The following is a 24,097-nucleotide window of genomic DNA, read 5'->3' on the forward strand; positions in this document are numbered from 1 at the left end:
ATATGGGTTAATGCTGCGGGATATGATGGTGTGATGACACCTTACTGCCGGAGCTGAGACATGATCGAAATTCAACCAGTCCTTTTGTTGGCTGGCTTTAGGAAGGCTTTGGCCGCCGGAGGGGTGATCGAAATCGAGTGCATCAGGGATGCCGAGAAGATCGGCAACATGTGGCATGGTGAATGGCGGGCGCATGTTCTTGTAAAGAACGGGCCAGCGCACCATCGCATCGCCCTGGGTGTCAGCCGGACACAGGAACCGAAAGTCTTCAAGACCACGACAAGTCTGATGACCTTCGGCCATGAGCACGACGTCGGTTTCGTAACCATTCCCATGCGCGCTGGAACCTCCGCGGAGTGGACGCGCGATGGCGTGGGAAAAGAGAAAGGTTCAAAGCCGTAAGGCAATTTCGGGATGCGTGCCACAGGCGGGCAACCACCGCACCTTCTTCTCTTTCACGGCCATTACAGGTGTCAACGAGCCTCGCCGGGCTGATTGCGGCACAGCGGGCGGGGCAGGGGGCGCTGCCCGATGACGCTCTGTCTTCAAGGCCAAGTCCTTAGCCCCGATACTGACACGGATCAGCGCCGGCTTTCTCAAGCACATGGCGCAGGCATCCGCGTCGAATGCCGGTGTCGCGTCCCCGCGCCGGAACTCTACATCGCTGCCACAGCCAGCAAGTTCATCGTCAAACGCATGCCCGGGACTGGTCCTGACCATGCGATGACCTGCCCATTGTATCTGCCGCCAGAACAGCTGTCGGGATTGGCCCAAGTTCTGACGTCGGCGATCGTTGAAGACCCCGATGATGGCACCACAACGCTGAAGCTGGGTTTTTCGTTGCGCAAGAACGGAAAAACGACCCGCGCGCCGGAGCGCACCGATACTGAACCAACTGAGGCCAAGGCAGCGTCACGTAAACTGACACTGACAAGTCTACTGCACTTCCTGTGGCACGACGCGGACCTGAACAAATGGTACCCGGCGATGGAAGGCAAGCGGTTCTGGGGCGTGGTCCAATCCGCCCTTTGCCGTGCGGCAGCTGACAAGATCGTCAAAGGGCAAGACCTGTCACGCATCCTCTACGTGCCGGAGTATTTCAAGCCGGATCAAAAGGCGGAGATCGCGTCGCGCCGGAACCAGTTGTTTGCAAACCTGCGCCCAACGAACAGCAAAGCCACGCCCTGCGGTTTGGTCATCGCCGAACTCAAGGCCGTCGAACCCACAACACATGGCGCGCGGTTTCTCTTCAAACACGCCCCGGATTGCGCTTTCTTTGCGGATGCAGAGCTGGCCGACAAGTTCGAACGGATCTTCGGAGAACGCCTGCAAACCGTTGAGGCCATCGGTTCTGGCCATGCCGTCGTGATCGCCAGCTTTTCCATCGCCAAGGCGGGATATCCGGTCCTGCAGGAGATTGGCATGATGTTGGTGTCTCAGAACTGGATCCCGTTCGAAACCCTGCGCGAGTTGGACCTCCTGTCAGCTTTGACCAGAGAGGGGCGTGCCTTCCAGAAACAGATGCGCTTCAACCTGGCCAAGGATGCACCGATAGCGTCCGCCGTACTGCTCGACACACCGAACCCGGTCGCGCTGTTTACGACTCATAATGATACTTATGTTAAATATATCAATGATTTAGCAGAAAGCGCAGACGAACGCCGCTTTGACGTCTGGCAGTGGATCGACGGCGATCCGATGCCTGCGTTCCCGCCCAAAGGTGCGGTCTCCTCCGGTGAGACAAGTCCCGAACCGGAGGAAAACCGGAGCCTGCACCACGGGGAGAAAGGTGTGGCGCAAGTCACCCGCCTGGGGATGGATGCGGGCGGGTTCTCTGATCCTAACAACCCAAACGCGAAACCACAAACCCTCGGAGGCCCAGACTCATGAGCGCTTTAAAAGGTATTGGTCTTGCTCCAGATCGGCCTCGGTTCGCGATGGGCGCGCTTGGTCTGGTTTTCTTGAGTTTGGCTTCGCCGTCCATCGCATTGGCGCAGGATGACGAAGCCGCAGTTTGTGCGGGCCGCGATGGCCCGCTGATGAGTGGAGGGCGCTTGCTTTGCGCGACCGCCCCCACCCGCACCTGCCTGGAACCCGCATTCCGGGCAGGTGCAATGGTTTGCCTCGCATACGAGGGCCACGCCAGAGAGGAACAGGGATCGACCTCAAACGCAAGTCAAAGCGCGCGCGGAGAATGGGCTGGTGAAGCAGAACGCGCCGCGAAGCGACATGGGGTTCCGGTCCCATTGTTCTACGCCCTGATCGATCAGGAAAGCCGCTGGAACGCGCGCGCGGTCAGCCCCAAAGGTGCGTTGGGCTTGGCGCAGCTGATGCCGCCAACGGCGGACGCGCTTGGCGTCGATCCTCATGATCCGGTTCAGAACCTCGAGGGTGGCGCGCGCTATCTCAAGGCGATGTTTCTCAAATTCGGCAACTGGCGGTTGGCGCTTGCTGCTTACAACGCCGGGCCCGAGGCCGTGGAACGCTATGCCGGCGTCCCGCCTTATGCCGAGACCAACCATTACGTTGCAACCGTTCTTGAAGGGGCCGGGTTTCCGCCCGACGCCTGATCCATCTCATCCAAGGAGACTACAGACTTGAAACACAATCCTCAAAATGTCGCATTGCTGGCGCTGCTGGCCCTTGTGGCGTTCGGCAGTCCGGCTTTTGCTCAGTCGCTGTTTGATGCGCCGGTCTCCATTCTGACCCAGATCCGAACCTTCGTGACCGGGGCCAACGGCATCCTGCTTGGCGGGGCGGCCGTTGCGCTGGCCGGGATTTCTGCAGCCAGCCCGCGCGTGCCGGTCACCTGGGGCCAGTTCTTTGTCATCCTTGTGGTTCTTGGCATTTTCTATGGTGCGTTCGGGATTGCAGAAGCCATCCAGAGCGCTGCGGCCTGATGAACGACGACGCCCGCATATTCCAGGCGATCACCCGGCCCTCAGAAAGGGCCGGGATGCCGATGAGTTTCCACATCTTTGCGCTCAGCATCCCGCTGATGCTGTTTATCCTGACGCAGGGGTTTCTGGGGTTCTGGGCCTTGCTCACCATCGTACCGGCCTATGGCCTGGCGCGCTGGATTGTGAGCGTCGATCCCTATCTGCCGGATCATCTGGCCGTGATGGGTGAGTGCAGGCTCTTCACTCCGAACAAGCCTCATTGGGGCGGCAATTCCTACGCTGGGGACTGAGATGAATATGCACCCGGAAGTCCAAAGGGCCCTGCCCTCCGCACGACGCGCTGCGCGGGAAGTGCCTGCCAACACGCATATCCCCTTCGTGCGGTTCCTGCCGGATGGGACATTTACAACCCGCAACGGGGATTTGGTGGCGGTGCTGGAGCTCGACGGGTTCATCCATGAGACCGCGGACCGTGCCTCGGTGAAGACCGCGAATGAAGCGCTGGCGCGATTGGCTGCCGGGTTTGAAGACAATCGCACGGCGTTTTACAGCCATATCATCCGGACACGCGTTTCCCTTTCCGAAACCCTCCCGCCTGTCTCCGGGTCGGTCTTCTCCGAAAAGCTGGATCTTCACTACAGGGCGCAGCTGGACCGGGATGAGACGTTTCAACTGCGTCATTTCCTGACTGTTGTGCGTCGTCCCTACAGCAGCGGCAAGCGGTTGATCGATGCAGGGTTGCGATCCCTGCGCACCACGGCCTCTGATCCGGCGAATACTGCCACGCGCGCCAAAAACCGCGAAGCACTTCATATGGCGGCGGAACAAGCGGTACGGGATCTCTCGGTGTTTGGCGCGCGACGCTTGGGTGGATCACCGGCAGATCGCAGCCGCACCTTGTCTTTCCTGTCGATGCTGCAGAGTGGGATCTGGCGACCTGCCCCGGCGGTCTGGACTCATCTGGCCGATGCGGTCCCCAATGGGCGGATCACGTTTCGCAGAAACCATGTGGAAAGCCTGTCCTCGGGCGGCGACATGGATCGGTATGCGGCCGTCTTTGCGATCAACGCCTATCCTGAAAAATCCAAGACCTTTATGTTCGATGATCTGCTGGGCGAACGCTGCGAGTTCATCGCAACCCAGTGTTTTGCCCCGCTTGATCGCGTCAGTGGCGGCACCAAGATCCGCGATGCCAAGCAGGGCATGAAAGATGCGGGCGACGAAGCTGAAAGCCTGCAGAAAGACCTCAAAGAGGCACAGGATGCCGTGGCCTCTCGTGCCATGTCTGTCGGGCGGCATCATTTCACGGTTGCCGTTCTGGGTGAGACACGGGCCGGGATGGAAGAGGCTGCGACGCGGGTGAACTCGACCTTGACCGGCGCCGGGTTGCGGACACGGCGCGAAGACATCGGGCTGGAAGCGGCGTGGTGGGCACAGCTGCCCGGTAACTTCGCTTATCAGGCGCGGTCCAGGAAACGCTTCGTGTCAGACCGCAACTTCGCGGATTTCGCAAATCTGCATTCCTGGCCAACCGGGTCACGGGACAGATTGCGATGGGGTGGACCTGTGGCTGCTTTCCGAACACTTGGCAGCACGCCTTATTGGTTTTCCTTCCACCGCGAAGGGTCTGACAAGAACAAGGGGCCCGGAACAACGGCGGTGTTCGGGTCGACCGGCGAGGGCAAAACCCTGCTGATGAATTTCCTGGTCTCGAGCTGTTACCGCCTGCCAGAACCGCCCCATGTCATCGCCTTTGACAAGGATCGCGGCTCGGAGACCTTTATGCGCGCCATTGGTGGCACCTATCTTGAGCTGAAACCCGGCATGAATCTCGGCTTCAACCCCTTTGCGGTTGCAACCGATGAGGCCGGGATAGAGTGGATGGAAGGGTTCATTCATCGCCTGACCGGCGCAGACAAACTCACGCCTGAACAGGAACGCCGGATTGCCACCGGATTGAGGCGGCTGGCATCGGGCGATCCGTCTCTGCGCACCTTCTCCGATTTCGCGACAACGCTGCGCTCGGTAGATGATGCCGCAGCGCCGGTGCAACTGCTCGATACGCTCAGCAAGTGGTTCGGGAGTGGCAGTCGCGCCTGGCTCTTTGACAATACTGAGGACAGTTTCAGCCTCAATCAGGCGGTCACGTGTTTTGACATGACCGCCCTGCTCAAGGCCTCGGATATTCGTCTGCCGCTGCTGGACTATCTGTTCTACCGGATCGAGCGCAAACTGGCGGAAGGCAAGCCACTGATCATCATGATCGATGAGGCCTGGGCGCTGTTTGATGATCCCAAATTTGGGCCGCGCATCCAGGACTGGATCAAAACCATCCGGAAGCTGGATGGCATTCTGGTCTTCATGACGCAGGAGACATCCGATGCAGCAAAGTCGTCGATCTGTGACACGCTGATCCAGTCCACGGAAAACCGCATTTTCTTCGCCAATCCCAAAGCGGATCAAAAAACCTATGTCGATGCGTTCCGTCTCACCGAGACAGAATTCGAAGCGATTTCCTCCATGCCCCCGAAATCACGTCTGGCTCTGATCAGTGACGGCTCCGGATCGGCAATTGTGTCCACCCGGCTTGAGCTGCCTGAGCCCTTCTACAAGGTCCTGTCCGCCACAGGCGACAGTCTCGCCGAGATGGATCAGCTGCGCGCAGAACTTGGTGATGACGACTGGCTCGATGCGTTCATGACCTCCACTCAAACAGAAGAACACGCCCAATGATCCGTAAACCCGCTCTCCTTCTTTTCGCCCTGCCCTTTTTGGGCGCCTGCACCATCGCGGGTGATGTGGTGAACCCGCCGCGCGAGCTCAAAGCCAGTTGCAATATCGCCGATGCCGAGCCGGTCTCGCAAAACGGGCTTGTGACCACCCTGCCCCTCTGCGGCGGTAAATTCTGCTCGTGATTTCAAAGGACCAATCCATGAAACATTTCCTCAAGACCGCCGCGACGGTTGCAACCCTTTCTCTTTCCGGGATTGCAACCATCGCCACTGCTCAGGGCGTCCCGACCTTCAGTGCTTCGGAACATGCCGAACTGATCGCGCTGCTGAACTCCAGCGGCGAGTTGGTACAGCTGGACACGCAGATCCTCGACAACGCGCTGTTGCAACTGAACGAGCTGCAGGAGCAATTGCGCCAGGCGCGCGCCACCCATAACTCGATCACCGGCGCGCGGGAGCAGATCAGCGGCCTGTTCAGCGGCGACATCACCCCGCGCAAACTCGCCAATTCCCTGACGACGCTTTCCATGACCGGCAATTCGGTAAACCGCCGTCTGGGAAACCACATGCAGTCCCTCAGAACCGAATTCCAACCCCTCAGCGGATTGCAGGTTCTGGGGCGTTCCGAGGAAGATCCCGTCACCAAGTCTCATGATCTTGTCTCCGGCGCGAGCCTTGCCGGGCTGGCTGTAGCCGAAGAGGGTTTTGCGGGCGCAGGCGAAGCCATGGAGCGCTATGACGGCTATCGCACCCAGCTGGGCGGAACCGATGATCTGAAAGCCAGCGTCGATCTCAATTCCCGTATCGCCATCGAAAACGGGATGATGCTGGCCACGCTCTTGCAGACGCTCTCCGCACAGGGACATTTGGATGCGGCCATCGCCAATCAGAGCTTGCGCGGTCAGGAAACCGTAGCCCGCCAGGCATATAGACCTCAAGGAGACAACTGATGCGTTTCACGACCCAGAGCCTTCTGATCGCCGCATCCGTCGCCACGTCGCTGGCGGCATCTCAACCAACCCTTGCGCTGACCGCTGACGAAAAACGGGAGAAATCCCGCTTATTGGATGCTCGCCGGGCGACCCTGACGCGAAAGGATGCCGAACTCAGATACGCGTTTGCCGAAAAGTGTGAAGCTGCCTTTGAAGCCGGTGAGCCAATGCCGGAACGGGACTTTCGCATCACCGAAGAAGTCTCAGTCGACGATGATTTGCTGGTTATGACGGTCGAAGAAATTTCCGAGCATTACGGCATCGCGTCGAATGCGAAGAGAGCATCTGACAGAGCCTGGAAAGCCTGCGTCCTGAAATACCGAAAAAGGGATGAGGGGTCATGAGTATCCGGGACTTCCTCGTCGGCACCGATGAGAGCTTTGACAATCTCATCAACGGCGGTTCGCAGGAAGTGTTCCAGGCACTTGCGACCCCAAGCGCTGAATTCCTGACCTTGCTCGCCGGGGCAGCACTTGCGGTTTGGGCGATCACAGCGGGGTTCAGAGGCAGCTTTTCTCTGGATGGTTTTATTACCTTCGCGTTCCGGTTCACCCTATTTTACCTCGCGGTGTCCGGTGGTGCGTTGTGGACGCAGTATATCTTTCCCTTCATCACGCAGTTTCCGATCAATGTCGGCAATACCATCATCAGTCGGTTTGGCGGCCGGGGGGACTCAGGGGGTATAGCGACTGCGTTTGCGGACGTGGCAGACACATCTTTCGACAATATTACGACGGCGCTTGGCTCATATGGTGTCACGGACTACATCACCGGTGACGCTCTCGGCGTGTTTTTGTTTGCCCTACTCGCGGCAATTGCGATCCTGGCGATGGTGGTCATAGCCCTCGCGCTGCTCGTCGCCTCCAAGGTTCTGCTGGCGATTTTGCTTGCTATCTTCCCTGTTATGGCCGTCTGGGCCTATCTGCGCAGTTCGGCGGAAATCTTCAATGGCTGGGTGCGCGGCATCACCATGCTGGTGTTGTTCCAGGTTCTGCTCTTTGGCGTGATGGGGATCTCGCTCGCAGCCACGCAGGAAGTATCCCAAGCCGTGTCGGATGGTGTCCGATCTCAGATCGACATTCCTTTGGAAATGTTCAAGCTCGCCGGCATCAGCGGCATCACGGCCGGATTGCTGCTGATCTGCCCAATGATCGCGCAGCGGATCGGTGGCGCAGCCTTGAGTCTCGGGGAATCCCAGATCAGGGGTGCGGGTGAGCACGGGGTCAGGCTTCTGGGTGGTCGACTGACGGGCAGTGATGCAGGCGGCAACGCCTTGGGCGATGTCTCCAGACAACGTGCGGGTGCCGCCAGCGAAGCCGATGGGCTTGGCATGTCCGAGGCCGGAAACCAGCGCGTCCGGGACTCCGTCAGGCGCGGCGCAGAGCGTATGGCAGAAGAAAGCCGCAAACGCAGAAGCTGATCCAATTCAGTTTAGAAAACACTGGCGGGCTGGCCCCGCAACAGACGAGGAGCCCCCAAATGCAGCATGCGACGGCAGAATTTGCGCCCGACCCGCGCGGGCCTGATAGCTACGATCTCGAAACCCCGATGCTCGATCCGACGAGCATCCATGATGGCCATGATCGCTGGGAAGACGAGCTCTACCTTTCCATGAAACGTCGCGCGCGGCTTGCCTATGTCGTGGCCGGGATTGGTGCATTCATTGGCGCGATGGGCGTGGCCGCTGTGATGGGCTTGACGCCCCTGAAACAGCTGGTGCCGCTGACCATGACCGTGGACAAACATACCGGGCTGGTCAATGTGGCATCCCGCCTTGGCACGCTCAGCCTCGATGACGATGAATACGTCACTCAGGCCCTGCTCTTCCAATATACGCGGGATCGCGAAACCTATGATGCACAAGATCAGCGAGCCCGGCTGAATGGCGTCTATGGGATGACCTGCGGAGGTGCAGCCCAGGATCTGGCGGCGCTCTACACAGAGGCTAACCCGAATAGCCCAATGAACATCTACGGCCGCCAAGGCCGGGTCGATGTGCGCATCCGCTCCGTCACGCTACACGGTGACCGGCAGGCGACATTGCGCATGACCAAGAGCGCGCGCGCGCAACCCGGTGCGCCAGTGGCCGAGCGCAACTTCGTTGTGACGATGGGATATGAATTCGACCGGACCGGCACCATGACGCTGGAAGAACGATGGGAAAACCCGACCGGCTTCTGCGTCACAAATTACCGCCTGGATGAGGAGGCCCGATGATGCCCCGTTTCCTCTTCACGGCCCTTTTGGCGCTTGTCTTATGTGCAACATCGGCAACGGCAGAACAGACCGGGCGCGGTACACGTACCGATACCCGCATTCGCACGCTGACCTATCATCCAGATGATGTCTACAAGATCGACGCCTTCACCGGTTACGCCGCCACGATCCAGCTGGAAGATGGCGAGGTCATGGTCGATGAGGTGCGCGGTGATCCCAAGACCTGGGACTTTATCCCAAACACGGCGCGGGATGGGTTTGTCATCAAGCCGAAATACGCCACCCCACAGGCCAGCAACCTCATTCTGGAAACCAATCAGCGCACCTATGTCTTCCTGCTGCACGCACACAAAGGCGGTGCACCCGGCAATGTCGGATTCCTTTATCGGTTCAATTATCCAGATCAGAAACGCAGCGTCCGACCCCGACAGCCCACCACGATACAGGCGGCTTACAACAGCTCCGGCCGTCCTCAGAACCTTGGGTACAGCGCAGCTGGCGATAAGTTGTTGCGGCCCGAGATCGCATTTGACGACGGTCGGAAAACCTATCTGCGCCTGAAACAACAATCTGCTCGGCCGTCCGTTTTTGCCATGGATGCGAGAGGCCGTGAGCGGTTGGTGAATTCCACCGATCTGGCCGATGGTACGATTGTTGTGACCGGCGTCTATCCGCGCCTTGTTCTGCGCGATGGGCCCTACGTGGTCTGCGTGTTCAACAACCGGCTCTATGAGATCGATCAGAACCGCGATCCCGATAAGCCACAACGACAGTTATCGTCCAACCAAACCGGGGAGGGTCGCTGATGTCGGACCAGAACAAACTCCTGAACGACCGCATCGAAAGCGCGGATGAGCCGGGCCGACGCATCAATCTGCCCATGATCGCTGGTGTTGTTGCACTTCTTGGCTTCATCGGTGCGGGCATCTGGATTAACAGCCGTGGTGGTGAAGACCAGCGCACGAGCCTCATCCCCGAGATCACTGAGACACCGGACCCACGCAATCAGGGTGGGTCGCTGTTTGGCAATATTCCAACCGAACCGATGCCGGAGGTTGAACCGCAACAAGATCCGCGCGTGGCGGCTCTGGAAGCGGAGCTAGCAGAGCTGCGCAAACTCATCGCCGCCGCGGGTGAAAAGACGTCAGCTGAGTCTTCTGATCCCTCCCCTGCCCCGGACAGCGCTTTGGACGCCGGCGCGCTGGCGGCTTTGACGGAGGTGTCCGAGAAGCAACAGGCCGCAATGGATGCGCTGCTAAAACGGCTTGAGGATGACCGGCTGGCGGCAGAGCGCCGCCAACGGGAGTTGGTCGCACGGTTGCAAGCCAGCAGGCCAGTTGGAACACCCGGTCAAACCACGGCGGCTCCTCCCGATGCCAATACCGAAGCTCAAAAGCTCGAGGAGGCGCGCAAGGCGGAAGAAGAGCGGTTGGCGCAACCACTGTCCAACAGCCTCGGTTCTGCCGGCGGCGCGGCACCTGCAGGTACTGAGTCCAACACCAGCACAGGCAATGACTTCCTCGACGCCGCCGCATCGCGTTCTGTACAGGTCGCGCGGGCCGAAAAGTTGAAAGATGTGCATCGCCTCGTCCCGCAGGGCCGCACCATCCCGGCCATTCTGGAAACGGCGATCTCCTCAGACCTTCCCGGCCAGCTGCGGGCGCGGGTCAGCCGCGATGTCTGGTCAGCAGATGCCACGACGATCCTGATCCCGCGCGGCTCGACACTGATCGGTGAGTATTCGTCCGACATCTCGCTGGGTCAGAGCCGCGTTCTGGTGGCCTGGAATCGGGTCATCACAACGGATCAACGCTCCATCATGATCGGGTCGCGCGGCGTGGATGCTCTGGGGCGGGCGGGTGTGACCGGCAACGTTCAACATCATTTTGGCCTGAAATTCGAAGCGGCCTTCTTCATTTCGATATTCACGGGGATTTCCAACATCGGCAGTCGGACCTTCAACAACAGCGACAATGGCAGCTTTGGGGAAGGCTCGAGCCAGTTCGGTGATTCCGCGAGTGAACCCCTCGAAGAATACCTTTCGATCCCGCCGACAATCTGGGTGGATCAGGGGGAGAACATCAACGTCTTTGTCTCGCGGGATTTGTATCTGTGAGCCGATTTGGGCCGGGAAAGGGAGCTGAGCATTCCATCTTACCATCGGATGGGACAGGGATGATTTCAGCGAGGTTCAGCATATGACCACCATCAAAGCCAAGACGCATATTCCCTATACGATTGCGATCGCGGTCCTGAGTGTCCCCCTCTGGGCCGCGCTCTGGATCGCGGCGAAGGTCTATGGCGACATCGATACCTGGCGGCCGTGGTTGCTGCTCAGCCATTGGAACACCCTTGCGCCACATCTTTGGGACAAAGCTTTGTGGGCGGGGCTGACCGGGGCAGTCGCGACCGGAGCAGCCATGGCCTTTCTCTTCGGCGGGATGGTGTTTGGCGTGACGGCGACAGATGCCCATGGGGATGCACGGTGGGCAACAGACAAAGAAATCCGCGCCGCGAAACTGGTCAGCGATTGGGGGCTTGTACTGGGCAAACAAGGCAAACCTGAAAAGAAAGCGCCCCATCTGCGCGCCCATACGGATGATCAAGGCACGGTTTTGGTTTCAGGGCCGCCGCGCTCCGGCAAAGGTGTCGGCATCATCATCCCCACTTTGCTGGACTATCCCGGCTCGCTAATTGTCTATGACGTCAAAGGCGAGAATTATGAAACCACCGCCCGCCGCCGCCTTGCAAAGGGCGATACCGTGCGGGTGCTTGCCCCCTTCGACGTGCAGTTTCCCAACAACCCCGAAGGCTCATTGGTCGGTCGCTCCCATGTCTTCAACCCGCTCGTCGAGATCGGGCAGATGGCAGATCTAGAAGACCGGCTCGTGCGGATTTCTGAAATCAGTTCAGCCCTGCTCGCACCCAAAAGCACCAGCGGCGCGGAAGTCTCGCTCATGGAAGATGCGCAGGAAATCTTCAAGGCGGCCACGGCCGTTGTGTGCAACGAACCCCTGCCCTCGATCGGTCGTGTGTTGCAGGTTCTCACGCCCAGGGTGAAGGGCGAAGATGAGGTACCGGATTACAAGACCATGTTTGCCGCGCTTGCATCCCGCGCCCCTGATCCGATTTCCAATGGTACCCTGCTGCGCATGGCCGGGCAGGATAATAAACAGCTCGGCATCTATCTTTCCGTTCTGATGGGCGGTGGCCTCAACGCCTGGAGCAACCCCGCCATTGTCCGCGCCACCCAATCCACGGATCGCAACGACTTTGATTTTGCGTCCATGCGGTGGGAACCACAAACCTGCTACATCTGCATCCCGGAAGCGCATAAACAGGTGTCCCGGCCCCTTGTTCGTCTGTTCGTGCAATGCGCCATCAATGCGTTACGCCGCCGCCTGATGGCCTCGGGCGAGGACTTCCTGCCGGTACTGTTCATGATCGATGAATTCCATTCGCTCGGGAAAATGCAGGGTGTGCTTGATGCGGTCACCACCCTGCCCGGCTATGGCGGCCGTCTCTGTCTGGTGGTGCAATCGCCGGCCTCCCTGCGCGAACATTACGGGCCCGCAGGCGAGGAAATTCTAACCGAAAGCTCGCATCTGCATGTGTGGCTCACGCCCAATTCAGAGGAGACCAAAGCAAAGCTCTCCAAGGCGCTCGGCAACAAGACAGTCACCCAGAAATCCGTCTCGGGCCGCAATTGGTCGAAGGATCCCAGCCGGTCGGAAAACTGGTCTGAAAAAAGCCGGGCCCTGATGACACCCGAAGAGATCGGACGTCTCGGTAAGGAAGAGGTCATCATCACCGGCAAGGGCATGTTTCCGATCCGGACAAACCGGGTATCGTTCTTCAGAGATCATCGATTCAAGGCGCTGAGTGACGGTCAGAACGGAAAGCCTTGGCCGGAGGTTCCTGTGGTCAAGGATCGTGTTGTGACCCGGTATGATGAGGTGTTGGGCAATGTCATCACCTCCGAAACTGAAGAGCTTGACCCGGAAGAAGAACAAACCGTCCAGAAACAGCCCTTGTCTGAGCGAGCGGCCGTATCGGAACAACCGCCTGAACCGAGCATGTCCGCGGTGCCAATTGACTATGGGTATTTCGAGGACCCAGGCCCACAAGAGGCTGGCGAAGACACCCAGGAAGACCAAAAGCTGAACAAGGTGATGGAAGTGGTCAAAGCGCCCAATCTGGCGATGAATCTTGGAGATCTTCTGAACCTCGCGCCGATCAATGCTGATGCTGAAAGCCACCTTGCCGAACTGGCACGACGTTTGTCGCCCGACGAGTTGGTGAACAGGTTGACCCCTCTGTTTAACCCACCGGGCAAAGTTGCATCTTAAAAGAAATCTTGCTGCACCCGGTTTGATGCGATCGAAACAACAACCCAGCTGAAGGAAGCAAACCCATGTCCTCCGCCGTGTTTATTCTTGAGGTCCGCCCGCGCGAAAACCTCGAGGGCGAACCGGTCACTTGGGTGCTGGTCGAAAAAGAAGAAGATGTCAGTTTCCACAAAACCGACGGATCTCTTATCTCCGCGGAGATCACCCTTCGATACTGGATCATCGGGAATAGCCAGTTGAAGGGTTTTGGGGCAGATGGCCGCTTCGCAGGAAAGATGAGCCACTATGGTGGAACGGTTTCGCTAACCGGCGGGGGTGTTTTCCTCGATCCCGAAAGCTTGCGCGGCTCAAGAGTTGGGACGTTTCTGATGAATGAAGTCGTCCAGTGGGCCAAACAATGGCCGGACCGAAAAGTCGAGCGGATTACACTGAACAAAGACATGGGGACACCGACCAACAAGGAAAGGCGAAACAGGTTTTATGAACAGTTTGGCATCGCGTTCGAATATTCAGATCCGGACCAAAAGGGAGGCGTTTCCAAGCCGATGACAACTGATGCGCTGCAAACCGTCGAAGGCTGGAAGCAGAACGTCACCCTCCATGAGGTGCGCGGCTATCTTGAGAACATGATCAAGGAAGCGCGACGGGCTGAACTGGATATAAAGCAACTCTCGTTCCAGAATGAGAACCTTCAGCGCCGACTGAAAGCTGCGCAAGATCATCCCATTCGGTGGATGTTTGGCGTTCTCTCGTATCGGCATGTCCAGAACTTGTTGATCTGGGGGCTGTTTTTGCTTGTGCTGTTTGTAGCTTTTTATTGGAATGGCGTTTAGGGAGAGACAAAGGCAATTTGAACAAATGACAGACGCATGACGAACCCCTACCCACAAGGCAAGGCATTGGCTTTGCTTGCATATGCTCTTGACGTCGATTCCGACGACACCATTAGTCGGGAAGAGCTGGATCGGTTGGTCGATGAGGTGTGCGAAGATGGCACTGAACGCGCGCGGCTGGTTTCTGTTCTGGCAAATCCGAACAATGCACAACTGCCAGCTATCCTCGCTGAACTGCTATCCTCACGTCTGGATCGTCTGAAAGACACATTGGAAACTCTTGAAGATAATGACGCAGTTTATGGAGTATGGAGCCAAAGAGTCGCAGGCGGTGGCTTGTTGGCCGGTATCGGCTTCACTGTGACAAGCGTCGTGACAGGGGGCTGGGCCGTTCTGGCGATAGGCGCCGGGATCGTTGCGAGTGGCGCCACATCCGTTGGTCGCTCGAACCTCAAGAAACAGACCAGGGCGGCTCGCCGTGCCGTCGAGCAAACGGAACGGGTTATCGAACAAATCAAGGGCAAATAACACTGAAAGCATGAATCAGTGGAAAAATCGACAACAGACCATATATTGGTCACAAAGGAGATCGTCAGATGCTTGAAGGTTTGAGTACAGAAGTGATCCTGTCTCTTGCAGGTGCCGGCGTCAGCGTTCTGGCGTTGGGCGGCATCGCTATGGCGTTGAGATCCAAACCTCGAAAAGGTGATATTGATGTTGAGGCTTTGGTGCGTAAAGCGCCTTATCATCGCCTGCACAACGTCGTCACACTTGAGTAACCTCCCCGGACTGGAATTGTCAGCGCGGTGCTTCGAAGGATATTCTACTTCGCTGCCCGCCGCTTTGCAGCTAAAGCGTGAGCATTTTGGACGAGTACAGCCTCCGCTCATTGACGCTCTCGTGCGTTCCACTCCCTAGATTTAATGTTACATTATATTGAAGGGCGGGCCAGTTCAGATTGGACACGTCGTTCGTTTGTTACCCGGGATTATCAGGGGTCAGAAGCCGCAGGGGTCTTGATGACAGGCGTTATTGAAGAAGCTAAGAGCAACGGATTGGCACAACTGGAACTTTTGGTGGATTCCGAGAACCTGCGTACTTTTGCATTCTACAAAAACTGGGATTTAAATCCGTGGCACGCCTGACTGACAGTGTCAGGATCGACGGCGAGTCGCGGGATGACGAATTCCTGATACTTCGACTGTGATTTTTCAGAGGCAAACTCTATGGCAGTAACAATTCGACCGGCAACACTATCGGACCAATTGCAGTGGGCCGGGTTATTCAAGGCATATTGTGATGTCGGCAGGGTGGCTCAGTCTTCTGAGATGAGCAATCAGGTTTGGGCCTGGATCCACGATCCTGCGGCTCAAACCCTGTGCCTCGTCGCCGAGGATGATGCCGGGGATCTTGTCGGGTTCGCCCATTTTCGGCCCTATGAGCGACCGATATCTGCAACTGTCGGAGCTTACATTGACGATGTGTTTGTCGCACCTGCTGGCCGGGGCCGGGGAATTGCCGATCTGTTGATCCGGTCCATCGGAAACTATGCCAAAGAGCAGGGATGGGATGTTGTCCGATGGATGACTTCTGAGAGAAACTACAGGGCACGATCAGTTTATGACCGTCACGCTCAAAAAACTGATTGGGTGACCTATCAGTTGGACATCTGATTGGTTAACGCCGGAGGATCGACATGTATAGAATGAAGCCCGGTGTCAAAAAGAATCCGGAACGGCGATGGGCATTGCCGGACCGGCTCTTCTTCGGCAACGGTGCATGCCACATTCTGGCCGGCGTGTATTTGCAGCTCAAACCGCTTGAGGGGTTTTACGCCGAGCGGGTTGTCCCGGCAGAGGGTTTCGCGGGGAACCACATCTTTGTAACGGATGGCGCTATCGCCTTTGACTATCACGGTTACTCTGTCCGGAACCGGCTACTGCAATACTACACAAACAACTGGTCTGGCGAATATGCGCAAGGTTGGAATTGCAGGTTGGAACCTGTGAATTTCAACCTACTGGACACAGCCGATCTGAATGCCCGCAAAATGCTGGGGCCAGACCAGTATCGCTATGACCCGATTGCACGTGCAAAGGCGTATCTGGGACGGATTGATCACGTGACAAATTCAACGAAAGCACGGGAGCTAAGCCGGGCATGACCAAATCAGACACAACCGATCAGGACGTCGCCGACCGCTGGAACGCCAATGCGGATCAGTGGACAGCGGATGTTCGGGCCGGATACGACACCTATCGGGATCTGTTCACGTGGCCCGCATTCCAGGACTTTCTTGGCGATGTTTCAGGCCTCGATGTGGTAGATTTCGGTTGTGGCGAAGGAACGAATACCCGCCGATTGGCTGCGGCGGGTGCGCGGATGACGGGCATCGACCTGTCTGACCGACAGATTGCCCATGCCCGCGCCGCCGAGGCGGACGCACCGCTGGATGTCTCCTATTACAAAGCATCATTTTCGCAGCGCACGCCGTTTCCCGATGGGTCGTTTGATCGGGTTATCTCTACGCTTGCTCTCATGGATGGCCCTGATCTGCCAGGCACCATGCATGAAGCCTTTCGTTTGCTAAAGCCTGACGGCATCCTGGCCTTCTCTGTCCTGCATCCATGCCATATTTCACCGGGGCTGCGCTGGGAAAAGAACCAGCAGGGAAACACAACTGGTCTGGTCGTGGACCGTTATCATGACAGGACAGCTTTCACAGAAGAGTGGCGATTTTCAGCGCGGTCTGTTTCGGGCTCCAACGCCAAGTCGGCAGACCCTTTCCTGGTGCCGCGATTTCCGCGAACGCTCTCAGACTGGATCAACGCGGTCTCTGATGCAGGGTTTATCATCGAGCAAATGGAAGAACCTGTTCCGGACGCCAATGCGATCCGTCAACAACCCCGGTTTGCCCGCTGGCGAGATCAAGCAGCGTTTCTGTTGATGATCCGCGCGCGCCGACCTGCCAGCAGCACGTCGGAAAGGACATGACCGTGTCTGTATGCCTCGCCGGTTACGAGTTCAGCGTCTATACGCGTATGGCCCGTATGGCACTGATCGAAAAAGGCGTTGAGTACACCTATGAGGAAGTGAATCCGTTTTCAGACAACCTCTCTTCCGATTTTCTTTCCCAGCACCCGTTCGCCCGGGTGCCTGTGCTCTCGCACGGCACGTTTTCGATCTTTGAAACAGTTGCCATCACACGTTATGTAAACGCTGCATTTGCAGGCCCGGAACTAGAGGGCTCCGATCCCAAGCTACTCGCGCGCATCGGGCAGGTTATTTCGATCATAGACAGTTACGGATACTTGCCCCTGATCCGTAAAGTGTTTGCCCATCGTGTGTTTCGTCCGGCGATAGGTGAGCCAGCCGACGACCAGGTGGTTGCCGAAGGCGTTCAGGAAGCTCGCTCGGTGTTGGCAGCACTGAATGCAATTGCGGCGGAAGGGCGTGTTCTGAATTCTCAAACCTTCACACTTGCAGACATCCACCTTGCGCCGATGTTGGCGTATTTCAGTCAGGCAGTCGAAGGTCTTGATGAATTGGAGAGGCATTCAGCACTGGTGAACTGGTGGGAAATGATGTCAGACAGGCCGAGTCTCATCCAAACCGATCCGGCATTGCCGCGAGGCGCGTCGTAGGTTTGTCCCCGAACTTTCAATCCAGACTGGACCATTTGATGTCTGCCAACCACTGTTTTGCCGCCATGATAGACGCTCGCCCCGTTTGGTCGACATGCGACAACAGCCATACATCGCGAACGATCGGTTTTCTCTGACCATCAACTAAAAGCGCACGGAGCCGGTTATCGCCATCCGCGATTAACGATGGCAGCAGTGTTTTACCCAGACCGCTAGCCGTCGCTTCTAGCGCAGTTTCGACGTCCGCCACCCGAACATTGGCTCGCCGTGTTTTAGACGCAGACGCCATTTTCTCCATCCATTGTGCCTGTGGCAGGCCGGTGCTGGTTTCAGCGTAGGTAATCCAGCCAAGGTTTATTACCTCATCCGCTGGGACCTTGCGACCAACATATGCGCCAAATCCCAGCTCACCCAGTTTCTGAGCCTTGATACGAAACCCACCTTCGTCCGGTCGGGCGAACCGCAGAGCTAGATCCGCCTCGCGTTTTGAAAGATCCAGATTGTCAGAGCTTGGTACCAGTTCGACTATCAATTGCGGATGCCGCCGGGCAAGCACGTCAATTTGGGGCACGAGAACGCGATTAATAATGATCGGGACAGAGGTGATCCGGACCACCCCCGACACTTGGTCCGCCGCCCGATCTGAGCGTATCTGCAGTGCCTGATTTGCGGACTCCATGGTTTCAGCGTGGCTGAGAATGTTCAAAGCAGCATCGGTTGGTTCATATCGCCCCACAGCACTGCTTAAGAACAGTGATACGCCAAGATTGGATTCAAGCGCCCGGACCCTGCGCGCCACGGTCGTTTCGTTCACGCCCGTCGCCTGCGCAGCCGCTTTCAGCTTGCCGCAGCGAAACAGGGCCAGGAAATATCTAAGGTCATCCCAATTTGTGCTCTGCATTTTTGCAGATTAGTTCGGCACAATAGTTGATTCAATCGGCGAAACTGCTGTGCATAAGTGATGCTGTTCCAAACGGGAGAGCAACTCATGAAATTCATCATTCTTTTCGAAGATGCGACACGGGCCGACCCTAACATACGCAAAAACCACATGGCGCAGCACCTAAGTTTCCTCGAATGCCACGCGACCCAAATTGAGGCTGCCGGTCCCCTGTCCGATCCAGAAAGGCAGGGCCGTGATGGGCTTTGGTTGGTCGACGTGGATTCAATTGATGCCGCGGAAAGCTTGGTTCGGGAAGATCCGTTCTGGGAAACAGGTTTGCGCGCCTCCTATTCCATCATTCCCTGGAAGCAGGTCTTTTCGGCAGGATCGCGGCTAGTCTAACACTTTCGATGGTCACGACGACTGAGGAATACAGTCGCCGGATAGCCCAAGAGCCAAGATATCTTTGGCATGTCGCTGCGCTGAACAAGTAGCGACCTCTGGAAGAATGGCATCATAGTTTTCGTAAATAGGCCCAGGACACATATCCCTTGAGCTGACGCACGCGATCCAGCGACACTCGGCACCAACGGGTGCCCCCGGTCTGTTCGCAACTGTGAACCCGCAGAGTGGTTCCATTAGGGAGCCCAACGATCACTATATATCCTGTACCTGGCCCAGCACGCATTTTCAGCATGTCACCCTCTTGGACACCGTAAACTTCGTATCGTCCAAGTGAGGCAGCCATTGCAGCCTCAGTGCTCACAAAGATCTCTAGTACAAATGCCGCCAGTGAGAAGATGATTGCGCTACGCATCGGGTTATCCTGCTTGTTGCCTCAGACACCTTCTTAACGAGCCAGTTCAACAAGAGGAACAATCCTAAGGCACAACATTACAAAGCCGAACTGCATTCGGTGCCTATCGACTGGCCAGAGCAAGAACCACGACACCAGCCAGAATGACGGTTGCCCAGCTCAGACGGTGGTTCAACTGACCTTCGCCAAGCAACAGGCTTCCCATCAGTACCGTCAGCAGAACGCTCAGCTCACGGATCGGAGCGACGAAGACGACCGGGGTGAACGTCAGCGCGATGAGGACCAGAATATAGGCAAGCGGATTAAATACCGCGATGGCCAGCACACCCCATTTGTGCTGCTTCCATATGTCCCGAACCAATGTGCGGTGGCGCAGGGCCAGCGGGGCCAATAGTACCGTTCTGCCCACGCTGGACACGTAATCCAAGAGTAACGGCGGGATCATCAGCGCCGAGACCGCATAGGCATCCCATGCCGTGTAGCTTCCGATGAACAGACCGGCCACCAGACCGAAACCGAGCGAGGGCAAAGCACTGCCACTGGATCGGCGAAACCCGCCTGTCAGCATCAGGACACCAAAGATGATGACCGCGCCGCCTGTGGCGATCTGCGGCGTGATCTGTTCGCCCAGAAACAGCACAGCAAAACAGGTGGAAAGCAGCGGCCCGGTGGCTCGTGCCGTCGGATAGACCAGCGACAGGTCTCCCTTTCGATAACCGATCTGCAACAGCAGGAAATATCCCAGATGCAGGGCCGCGCTGCCCGCGATGAAGAACATTTGTGTGGCATCGAACAACGGAATACCCGCCCCGATCCAGACCGCCAGCGGCAGGTAGATCACCACCGACAGGACCGAGAACAGCCAGACCAGCTCCGACCCGGCATTGATGCGTTTGACGAAGAAGTTCCAGGTTGCATGACAGAATGCGGCTGTCAGGACGAGCGCGAAGCCAAGGATGGACATGTATTTTACCTCAAAGACGAGTTTCAAGCAGACGTGCGTAAGCACGCCCGTCCATCCCCCCTAGCTTTCTCGTCTTTAAGGTGTCCGCCCGTACACGGGCTCATAACGGCGCTCGGTCCAGACCTGATAAATCAGCGGAACCCTAGCCGCACATGGATAGGCAAGAGCACCCTACCATCGAAGGTCGGGCTGTAAAGGCCTGCCTTGCGCACCAGACGCTCGCCAAATAGCGTGAAACCAGTACTCCTTTGAAGCTGCTCATTTTTTGAAAGGGATGATATGGACCCGTTTCTGTTCGCCGCATTTGTGACTACGACCTTACTGTTTGTCGCTGTACCGGGACCATCTGTGGCCTTTGCCTCGGCTCAGGCTGTGCGCCATGGGACGAAGGCGGCGACAATCACCGTGGCTGGCGATGCCCTAGGTACGGTGGTTCACATCAGCGTCGCGGTCTGGGGGCTGGCAACCCTGATCGCGATCTCTGAAACAGTTCTGCCATTCCTGCAAATTGCGGGCGGTGCCTTCATCATCTACATGAGCATCCAGTCCTTCAGGGCCTCTCGCCATCCAGTCAAAGCGCCAGCGGCCACCAACCACCGCGTCACCTTCTGGGCGGGGTTCTTCGCATGTGTGACCAACCCCAAGGCCATCGTGTTTTTCGTGGCGCTGTTCCCGAGCTTCATCTCACCGGATCACAACATCCTGCTTCAGAGCGTGGTCTACGGGGCCATCTTTCTGGTCCTCGACGCCGTTTCAATTCTTGGCTATGCGTTGCTGGCGATGCACGCGGTACGCAAGGCGACGTCCCGCTGGCTGAATGTCGAGGTTCTCAGCGGCCTCGGTCTGTTCGGAGTGGGGGTTGGAATGATAGTCAAAGGCTATCGCGCTATTCCGTCGAACTGATTTCATGGACCGCATTCTTGTTTCCTCATGCCTGCTTGGCCAGCCTGTCCGCTACAACGGAACGGAAAAGAAAACTGATCACGCTGAAATTCTTGCTCGCTGGCGGCATGAGGGCCGCATCATTCCATTTTGTCCTGAAGTGGCAGTCGGTTTTCCGACACCGCGACCACCTGCTGAAATAACCGGAATCGGCCAAAGCCCCCTGCTTCACAAGCAGGGTAAAGATGTACTCAATGGAGACGCCCGTATCTTCGAAAAATCAGGTGGTGATGTGACGAGTTTGTATATTGAGGCAGCCGACAAAACAGTCGAACTGGCAAAGCTGTATGGATGCCTTCACGCTGTCCTGACGGACGGTTCACCATCATGCGGATCAAGCTTCATCTATGACGGCACATTCTCGGGAACCAGGATTTCCGGAATGGGAACAACCGCGACGGCGTTGCGCGATGCGGGGATCTGTGTTTGGTCGCAAGATCAGATTGCTGAGCTGGACGCAAAGCTGCAAACACATACTGAGACTGACCCTGCGTAAGAGGAACCCATTTTTAGGGATGAAATCAATGAAACAGGCGCTGCTGATCGTCGATGTTCAACCTTGCTTTGAACCGCCTGCCTGGCTGGTTGAGAGAGCAAGCATTCTTTCAGCGTCCTTTCCGTCAGTCGCGACCGTCGAACGCCATGACGAAGGCATCGTCCCGTTTCAAAGACAGCTCGGTTGGCATCCTGCGAAGAACGATCAATCTCTGGTCGCGGCAGATCATGTGGTGATCAAACATGGGTACCGACCAACGCCCGAAGCCATAGAGTTGCTCAGGAGTTTCGACCCGGATCGTGTTCTGGTTTGCGGCATTCAAGCGGAAACCTGTGTTTTGGCGGCCGGATTTGCGCTGTTTGACGCTGGTTTGCATCCAACCATCGTCGCCGATGCTGTTGTCGGTTCAAGCCTGGATCGATCCGGGCAGCTTGGCGTCAGGTTGTGGGAGCATCACTTTGGCCAAGTGGTTCATTCGTACAAAGAGTTAGTTGCATGAGCCGCTAGGAAAATGTGTTACGTGAACGAGGAAAGACATGAAAAAGATTGGCCTGATTGGTGGGTTAAGCTGGGTTTCAACCGCCGAATATTACAAGCGCATCAATGAAATCACACAAGAGGTTGCAGGGGGAGTGACTTCAGCGCGCATCGTTTTGGAAAGTGTGAATCGTCAAGAGTATGTCGAAGCCGTTATTGACCGGCAGGATGAAGCAGCCGCTTGTGCGCAGATCAGGCGATCAGCGCAATCTCTGCAAGCTGCTGGCGCGGACTTCATTGTCATAACCTGCAACGATGTTCACCGCTTTGTGCCAGACCTTCAGCCTGATCTCGACATCCCGTTTCTGCATATCGCTCAGGTCACGGCCGAGGCGATCACCGCCAAGGGATTAAGCAAGGTTGCACTCCTGGGCGTTCGCAAAACAATGGAGGGAGATTTCTATCCCGATGTTTTGGCGCATAGTGGCGTAGATGCGGTCATCCCAAATGAATCTGAAAAGCAGTTTATCCACGACAGCATCTACCAAGAGTTGGTACAGAACCGCTTTCTAGACGAAACGCGAGAGGGGTATAATCAGGTCATTTCATCCTTGGCCGAACGTGGTGCCGACTGCGTTGCGTTGGCATGCACCGAAATCCCGTTGCTTCTTGCGCCCGGAGAGTCTCCGATCCCGGCTTTCTCAACGACAGAGTTGCATTGCCAAGCAGCCGTGCACAGGGCGTTGGACGGCTAACGGGGATCGATTTAAAAGCACGTAAACAAACTGTTGCTCAAATCCCTGATAGAGAACATAGTATGAACATATGAATTGGTTTGAGGCAAACCATGCACGATTTCAGCACCTATCTCCCCGGCGTTCTTCTGGCCTATTCGGCCTTTCTCTTGGGCATCGCTAGCCCAGGCCCCAACATTCTTGCCGTGATCGGAACATCAATGGGCGTCAACCGCCAATCTGGGGTTTCGCTTGCCCTGGGCGTTGCAGTTGGGTCGTTTACATGGGCGTTGCTGACCGTGTTCGGGCTTTCTGCCATTCTGGCAACCTATGCTTCGGCGCTCCTCCTGATAAAAATCTTCGGGGGCCTGTATCTGCTTTGGTTGGCTTATAAATCCTTCAAGTCAGCAGCTTCAAAGCATGGCATAGAAACCACGGAATTGGCTGGTGGACGGCGAACGCCATTCGGGTATTTCCAGCGCGGCTACATCATCCAGATGACCAACCCAAAAGCCGCTTTGGCATGGATCGCCATTATCTCGCTTGGTTTGCAGGAAGGTGCGCCCCTCTGGGTTGGCGCTGCCATCGTTATCGGCACATTTATCATGTCGATTGTGATCCATGTTCTTTATGCAGTGGCATTTTCCACTCCAGTCATGGTTCGTATCTACGGATCAGCTAGGCGCGTCATTCAAGGCGTTCTGGGCACCTTCTTCGCCTTTGCAGGCCTGCGTCTGCTGACCAGCCGGAGCTAAGCAATCATGAGTTACACCAATCCAACCGCCAAAAACCTGAATGAAGGTTTCGCCGTCGCCATCAACATTGTTGCCAAGGAAGGCAAAGGGGATGCTGTAGCGGAAATCCTGCAAGGCCTGATTGAACCAACTATGGCTGAAGAGGGCGTGAAGTTCTTTGTGCCTTACCGCTCACCTACCGATCCTTTGTCATTCTTCATCTATGAGCTTTATGTCGATGAAGCGGGCTGGGAGGCACATAACAATGCCCCCCATTTTCTCAGCGTGGTTGATGAGCTGGTTTCATTGGCCGAGCATAGACAGCGTGTTCCGTTTGTTCCTTTCACGTAGACACCTACGTGAAGGTAGGAACCGCTAGGTGT

32 protein-coding genes are annotated in these 24,097 nt (G+C 56.9%); 29 read left to right on the top strand and 3 right to left on the bottom strand.

Features of this window, described 5'->3' with window-relative positions:
* Window positions 1-60: 60 nt before the first annotated feature.
* The 22 genes from ACR1XV_RS20720 (at window position 61) to ACR1XV_RS20825 (ending at window position 17,667) form a co-directional block, all read left to right on the top strand.
* Window positions 61-402: a hypothetical protein gene (locus ACR1XV_RS20720; protein ID WP_480534857.1), complete on the top strand. Its 342-nt coding sequence runs from the start codon at window positions 61-63 to the stop codon at window positions 400-402.
* Window positions 403-531: 129 nt separating this feature from the next.
* Entirely contained in the window at window positions 532-1,890 is a 1,359-nt protein-coding gene (locus tag ACR1XV_RS20725) for a DUF1173 family protein (RefSeq protein ID WP_480534859.1), read from the top strand.
* Complete coding sequence (locus ACR1XV_RS20730) at window positions 1,887-2,570, top strand: lytic transglycosylase domain-containing protein (protein WP_480534861.1); 684 nt, start codon at window positions 1,887-1,889, stop codon at window positions 2,568-2,570. The genes ACR1XV_RS20725 and ACR1XV_RS20730 overlap by 4 nt, the downstream gene beginning before the upstream one ends.
* A 27-nt stretch (window positions 2,571-2,597) precedes the next feature.
* A complete protein-coding gene (locus tag ACR1XV_RS20735) occupies window positions 2,598-2,900 on the top strand; it encodes a TrbC/VirB2 family protein (protein ID WP_480534863.1) in 303 nt (100 codons plus the stop codon).
* Window positions 2,900-3,190, top strand: a complete 291-nt coding sequence (locus tag ACR1XV_RS20740; RefSeq protein ID WP_480534865.1) for a VirB3 family type IV secretion system protein — start codon at window positions 2,900-2,902, stop codon at window positions 3,188-3,190. Before ACR1XV_RS20735 ends, ACR1XV_RS20740 begins: the two co-directional genes overlap by 1 nt.
* Window position 3,191: 1 nt before the next feature.
* A complete protein-coding gene (locus tag ACR1XV_RS20745) occupies window positions 3,192-5,633 on the top strand; it encodes a VirB4 family type IV secretion/conjugal transfer ATPase (protein ID WP_480534867.1) in 2,442 nt (813 codons plus the stop codon).
* Window positions 5,630-5,815: a hypothetical protein gene (locus ACR1XV_RS20750; RefSeq protein ID WP_480502059.1), complete on the top strand. Its 186-nt coding sequence runs from the start codon at window positions 5,630-5,632 to the stop codon at window positions 5,813-5,815. Before ACR1XV_RS20745 ends, ACR1XV_RS20750 begins: the two co-directional genes overlap by 4 nt.
* A 17-nt stretch (window positions 5,816-5,832) precedes the next feature.
* On the top strand, window positions 5,833-6,582 hold the full coding sequence (locus ACR1XV_RS20755; protein WP_480534869.1) for a type IV secretion system protein: 750 nt from the start codon (window positions 5,833-5,835) through the stop codon (window positions 6,580-6,582).
* Window positions 6,582-6,968, top strand: coding sequence for a hypothetical protein (locus ACR1XV_RS20760; protein ID WP_480534871.1), 387 nt, complete (start codon window positions 6,582-6,584; stop codon window positions 6,966-6,968). Before ACR1XV_RS20755 ends, ACR1XV_RS20760 begins: the two co-directional genes overlap by 1 nt.
* A complete protein-coding gene (locus tag ACR1XV_RS20765; protein ID WP_480534873.1) occupies window positions 6,965-8,044 on the top strand; it encodes a type IV secretion system protein in 1,080 nt (359 codons plus the stop codon). Before ACR1XV_RS20760 ends, ACR1XV_RS20765 begins: the two co-directional genes overlap by 4 nt.
* Before the next feature lie 59 nt (window positions 8,045-8,103).
* Window positions 8,104-8,841 carry a VirB8 family type IV secretion system protein gene (locus tag ACR1XV_RS20770; RefSeq protein WP_480534875.1) on the top strand — a complete coding sequence of 246 codons (738 nt, stop codon included), beginning with the start codon at window positions 8,104-8,106 and terminating at the stop codon, window positions 8,839-8,841.
* Entirely contained in the window at window positions 8,841-9,647 is an 807-nt protein-coding gene (locus tag ACR1XV_RS20775; RefSeq protein ID WP_480534877.1) for a TrbG/VirB9 family P-type conjugative transfer protein, read from the top strand. Before ACR1XV_RS20770 ends, ACR1XV_RS20775 begins: the two co-directional genes overlap by 1 nt.
* Window positions 9,647-10,957: a TrbI/VirB10 family protein gene (locus ACR1XV_RS20780; protein WP_480534879.1), complete on the top strand. Its 1,311-nt coding sequence runs from the start codon at window positions 9,647-9,649 to the stop codon at window positions 10,955-10,957. Before ACR1XV_RS20775 ends, ACR1XV_RS20780 begins: the two co-directional genes overlap by 1 nt.
* An 82-nt stretch (window positions 10,958-11,039) precedes the next feature.
* Entirely contained in the window at window positions 11,040-13,190 is a 2,151-nt protein-coding gene (locus ACR1XV_RS20785; RefSeq protein ID WP_480534881.1) for a type IV secretory system conjugative DNA transfer family protein, read from the top strand.
* 65 nt (window positions 13,191-13,255) lie between these two features.
* On the top strand, window positions 13,256-14,023 hold the full coding sequence (locus ACR1XV_RS20790; RefSeq protein WP_480534883.1) for a hypothetical protein: 768 nt from the start codon (window positions 13,256-13,258) through the stop codon (window positions 14,021-14,023).
* 36 nt (window positions 14,024-14,059) lie between these two features.
* Window positions 14,060-14,551: a hypothetical protein gene (locus ACR1XV_RS20795; protein ID WP_480534885.1), complete on the top strand. Its 492-nt coding sequence runs from the start codon at window positions 14,060-14,062 to the stop codon at window positions 14,549-14,551.
* Between the two features lie 68 nt (window positions 14,552-14,619).
* Entirely contained in the window at window positions 14,620-14,802 is a 183-nt protein-coding gene (locus tag ACR1XV_RS20800) for a hypothetical protein (protein ID WP_480502041.1), read from the top strand.
* Between the two features lie 240 nt (window positions 14,803-15,042).
* Complete coding sequence (locus ACR1XV_RS20805; protein ID WP_480534887.1) at window positions 15,043-15,168, top strand: hypothetical protein; 126 nt, start codon at window positions 15,043-15,045, stop codon at window positions 15,166-15,168.
* A gap of 81 nt (window positions 15,169-15,249) precedes the next feature.
* The gene (locus ACR1XV_RS20810; RefSeq protein WP_480534889.1) at window positions 15,250-15,696 is read left to right on the top strand and encodes an N-acetyltransferase family protein; all 447 of its coding nucleotides are present in this window, start codon (window positions 15,250-15,252) and stop codon (window positions 15,694-15,696) included.
* 23 nt (window positions 15,697-15,719) lie between these two features.
* Window positions 15,720-16,187: a hypothetical protein gene (locus ACR1XV_RS20815; RefSeq protein ID WP_480534891.1), complete on the top strand. Its 468-nt coding sequence runs from the start codon at window positions 15,720-15,722 to the stop codon at window positions 16,185-16,187.
* Window positions 16,184-17,017: a class I SAM-dependent methyltransferase gene (locus ACR1XV_RS20820; RefSeq protein ID WP_480534893.1), complete on the top strand. Its 834-nt coding sequence runs from the start codon at window positions 16,184-16,186 to the stop codon at window positions 17,015-17,017. The genes ACR1XV_RS20815 and ACR1XV_RS20820 overlap by 4 nt, the downstream gene beginning before the upstream one ends.
* Window positions 17,014-17,667, top strand: a complete 654-nt coding sequence (locus tag ACR1XV_RS20825) for a glutathione S-transferase family protein (RefSeq protein WP_480534895.1) — start codon at window positions 17,014-17,016, stop codon at window positions 17,665-17,667. The genes ACR1XV_RS20820 and ACR1XV_RS20825 overlap by 4 nt, the downstream gene beginning before the upstream one ends.
* A gap of 16 nt (window positions 17,668-17,683) precedes the next feature.
* Here the strand turns inward: ACR1XV_RS20825 and ACR1XV_RS20830 are convergent, their stop codons facing one another.
* Window positions 17,684-18,568 carry a LysR family transcriptional regulator gene (locus ACR1XV_RS20830; protein ID WP_480534897.1) on the bottom strand — a complete coding sequence of 295 codons (885 nt, stop codon included), beginning with the start codon at window positions 18,566-18,568 and terminating at the stop codon, window positions 17,684-17,686.
* Window positions 18,569-18,655: 87 nt separating this feature from the next.
* On the opposite strand from ACR1XV_RS20830, the gene ACR1XV_RS20835 reads away from it, so the two are divergent.
* Entirely contained in the window at window positions 18,656-18,952 is a 297-nt protein-coding gene (locus tag ACR1XV_RS20835; RefSeq protein WP_480534899.1) for a YciI family protein, read from the top strand.
* A gap of 112 nt (window positions 18,953-19,064) precedes the next feature.
* Here ACR1XV_RS20835 and ACR1XV_RS20840 read toward each other — a convergent pair whose 3' ends face one another.
* Both ACR1XV_RS20840 and ACR1XV_RS20845 read right to left on the bottom strand, forming a co-directional pair.
* The gene (locus ACR1XV_RS20840; RefSeq protein ID WP_480534901.1) at window positions 19,065-19,367 is read right to left on the bottom strand and encodes an SH3 domain-containing protein; all 303 of its coding nucleotides are present in this window, start codon (window positions 19,365-19,367) and stop codon (window positions 19,065-19,067) included.
* A 103-nt stretch (window positions 19,368-19,470) separates the two neighbouring features.
* Complete coding sequence (locus ACR1XV_RS20845) at window positions 19,471-20,331, bottom strand: DMT family transporter (protein WP_480534903.1); 861 nt, start codon at window positions 20,329-20,331, stop codon at window positions 19,471-19,473.
* Between the two features lie 279 nt (window positions 20,332-20,610).
* Between ACR1XV_RS20845 and ACR1XV_RS20850 the strand changes: the two genes are divergently transcribed.
* The 6 genes from ACR1XV_RS20850 to ACR1XV_RS20875 all read left to right on the top strand — a co-directional run bounded on the left by ACR1XV_RS20850 (window position 20,611) and on the right by ACR1XV_RS20875 (window position 24,065).
* The gene (locus tag ACR1XV_RS20850) at window positions 20,611-21,234 is read left to right on the top strand and encodes a LysE family translocator (protein WP_480534905.1); all 624 of its coding nucleotides are present in this window, start codon (window positions 20,611-20,613) and stop codon (window positions 21,232-21,234) included.
* A gap of 4 nt (window positions 21,235-21,238) precedes the next feature.
* Window positions 21,239-21,769: a 2-thiouracil desulfurase family protein gene (locus ACR1XV_RS20855; protein ID WP_480534907.1), complete on the top strand. Its 531-nt coding sequence runs from the start codon at window positions 21,239-21,241 to the stop codon at window positions 21,767-21,769.
* Between the two features lie 28 nt (window positions 21,770-21,797).
* The gene (locus ACR1XV_RS20860) at window positions 21,798-22,268 is read left to right on the top strand and encodes an isochorismatase family protein (protein ID WP_480534909.1); all 471 of its coding nucleotides are present in this window, start codon (window positions 21,798-21,800) and stop codon (window positions 22,266-22,268) included.
* A 37-nt stretch (window positions 22,269-22,305) separates the two neighbouring features.
* Window positions 22,306-23,001, top strand: a complete 696-nt coding sequence (locus ACR1XV_RS20865) for an aspartate/glutamate racemase family protein (RefSeq protein WP_480534911.1) — start codon at window positions 22,306-22,308, stop codon at window positions 22,999-23,001.
* Window positions 23,002-23,093: 92 nt separating this feature from the next.
* Window positions 23,094-23,735: a LysE family translocator gene (locus tag ACR1XV_RS20870; RefSeq protein ID WP_480534913.1), complete on the top strand. Its 642-nt coding sequence runs from the start codon at window positions 23,094-23,096 to the stop codon at window positions 23,733-23,735.
* Window positions 23,736-23,741: 6 nt separating this feature from the next.
* A complete protein-coding gene (locus ACR1XV_RS20875; RefSeq protein ID WP_480534915.1) occupies window positions 23,742-24,065 on the top strand; it encodes a putative quinol monooxygenase in 324 nt (107 codons plus the stop codon).
* Window positions 24,066-24,097 lie beyond the last annotated feature (32 nt).

The sequence above is a fragment of the Ruegeria sp. AD2(2025) genome (assembly GCF_056542385.1).

Coding starts and splice junctions, on each gene's coding strand:
- ACR1XV_RS20850 (WP_480534905.1), top strand. CDS start 20,611: ATGGACCCGTTTCTGTTCGCCGCATTTGTGACTACGACCTTACTGTTT.
- ACR1XV_RS20815 (WP_480534891.1), top strand. CDS start 15,720: ATGTATAGAATGAAGCCCGGTGTCAAAAAGAATCCGGAACGGCGATGG.
- ACR1XV_RS20745 (WP_480534867.1), top strand. CDS start 3,192: ATGAATATGCACCCGGAAGTCCAAAGGGCCCTGCCCTCCGCACGACGC.
- ACR1XV_RS20725 (WP_480534859.1), top strand. CDS start 532: ATGACGCTCTGTCTTCAAGGCCAAGTCCTTAGCCCCGATACTGACACG.
- ACR1XV_RS20855 (WP_480534907.1), top strand. CDS start 21,239: ATGGACCGCATTCTTGTTTCCTCATGCCTGCTTGGCCAGCCTGTCCGC.
- ACR1XV_RS20755 (WP_480534869.1), top strand. CDS start 5,833: ATGAAACATTTCCTCAAGACCGCCGCGACGGTTGCAACCCTTTCTCTT.
- ACR1XV_RS20795 (WP_480534885.1), top strand. CDS start 14,060: ATGACGAACCCCTACCCACAAGGCAAGGCATTGGCTTTGCTTGCATAT.
- ACR1XV_RS20870 (WP_480534913.1), top strand. CDS start 23,094: ATGCACGATTTCAGCACCTATCTCCCCGGCGTTCTTCTGGCCTATTCG.
- ACR1XV_RS20860 (WP_480534909.1), top strand. CDS start 21,798: ATGAAACAGGCGCTGCTGATCGTCGATGTTCAACCTTGCTTTGAACCG.
- ACR1XV_RS20820 (WP_480534893.1), top strand. CDS start 16,184: ATGACCAAATCAGACACAACCGATCAGGACGTCGCCGACCGCTGGAAC.
- ACR1XV_RS20740 (WP_480534865.1), top strand. CDS start 2,900: ATGAACGACGACGCCCGCATATTCCAGGCGATCACCCGGCCCTCAGAA.
- ACR1XV_RS20825 (WP_480534895.1), top strand. CDS start 17,014: ATGACCGTGTCTGTATGCCTCGCCGGTTACGAGTTCAGCGTCTATACG.
- ACR1XV_RS20720 (WP_480534857.1), top strand. CDS start 61: ATGATCGAAATTCAACCAGTCCTTTTGTTGGCTGGCTTTAGGAAGGCT.
- ACR1XV_RS20750 (WP_480502059.1), top strand. CDS start 5,630: ATGATCCGTAAACCCGCTCTCCTTCTTTTCGCCCTGCCCTTTTTGGGC.
- ACR1XV_RS20830 (WP_480534897.1), bottom strand. CDS start 18,568: ATGCAGAGCACAAATTGGGATGACCTTAGATATTTCCTGGCCCTGTTT.
- ACR1XV_RS20845 (WP_480534903.1), bottom strand. CDS start 20,331: ATGTCCATCCTTGGCTTCGCGCTCGTCCTGACAGCCGCATTCTGTCAT.
- ACR1XV_RS20805 (WP_480534887.1), top strand. CDS start 15,043: ATGACAGGCGTTATTGAAGAAGCTAAGAGCAACGGATTGGCACAACTG.
- ACR1XV_RS20785 (WP_480534881.1), top strand. CDS start 11,040: ATGACCACCATCAAAGCCAAGACGCATATTCCCTATACGATTGCGATC.
- ACR1XV_RS20770 (WP_480534875.1), top strand. CDS start 8,104: ATGCAGCATGCGACGGCAGAATTTGCGCCCGACCCGCGCGGGCCTGAT.
- ACR1XV_RS20875 (WP_480534915.1), top strand. CDS start 23,742: ATGAGTTACACCAATCCAACCGCCAAAAACCTGAATGAAGGTTTCGCC.
- ACR1XV_RS20775 (WP_480534877.1), top strand. CDS start 8,841: ATGCCCCGTTTCCTCTTCACGGCCCTTTTGGCGCTTGTCTTATGTGCA.
- ACR1XV_RS20765 (WP_480534873.1), top strand. CDS start 6,965: ATGAGTATCCGGGACTTCCTCGTCGGCACCGATGAGAGCTTTGACAAT.
- ACR1XV_RS20730 (WP_480534861.1), top strand. CDS start 1,887: ATGAGCGCTTTAAAAGGTATTGGTCTTGCTCCAGATCGGCCTCGGTTC.
- ACR1XV_RS20800 (WP_480502041.1), top strand. CDS start 14,620: ATGCTTGAAGGTTTGAGTACAGAAGTGATCCTGTCTCTTGCAGGTGCC.
- ACR1XV_RS20840 (WP_480534901.1), bottom strand. CDS start 19,367: ATGCGTAGCGCAATCATCTTCTCACTGGCGGCATTTGTACTAGAGATC.
- ACR1XV_RS20790 (WP_480534883.1), top strand. CDS start 13,256: ATGTCCTCCGCCGTGTTTATTCTTGAGGTCCGCCCGCGCGAAAACCTC.
- ACR1XV_RS20760 (WP_480534871.1), top strand. CDS start 6,582: ATGCGTTTCACGACCCAGAGCCTTCTGATCGCCGCATCCGTCGCCACG.
- ACR1XV_RS20835 (WP_480534899.1), top strand. CDS start 18,656: ATGAAATTCATCATTCTTTTCGAAGATGCGACACGGGCCGACCCTAAC.
- ACR1XV_RS20865 (WP_480534911.1), top strand. CDS start 22,306: ATGAAAAAGATTGGCCTGATTGGTGGGTTAAGCTGGGTTTCAACCGCC.
- ACR1XV_RS20780 (WP_480534879.1), top strand. CDS start 9,647: ATGTCGGACCAGAACAAACTCCTGAACGACCGCATCGAAAGCGCGGAT.
- ACR1XV_RS20810 (WP_480534889.1), top strand. CDS start 15,250: ATGGCAGTAACAATTCGACCGGCAACACTATCGGACCAATTGCAGTGG.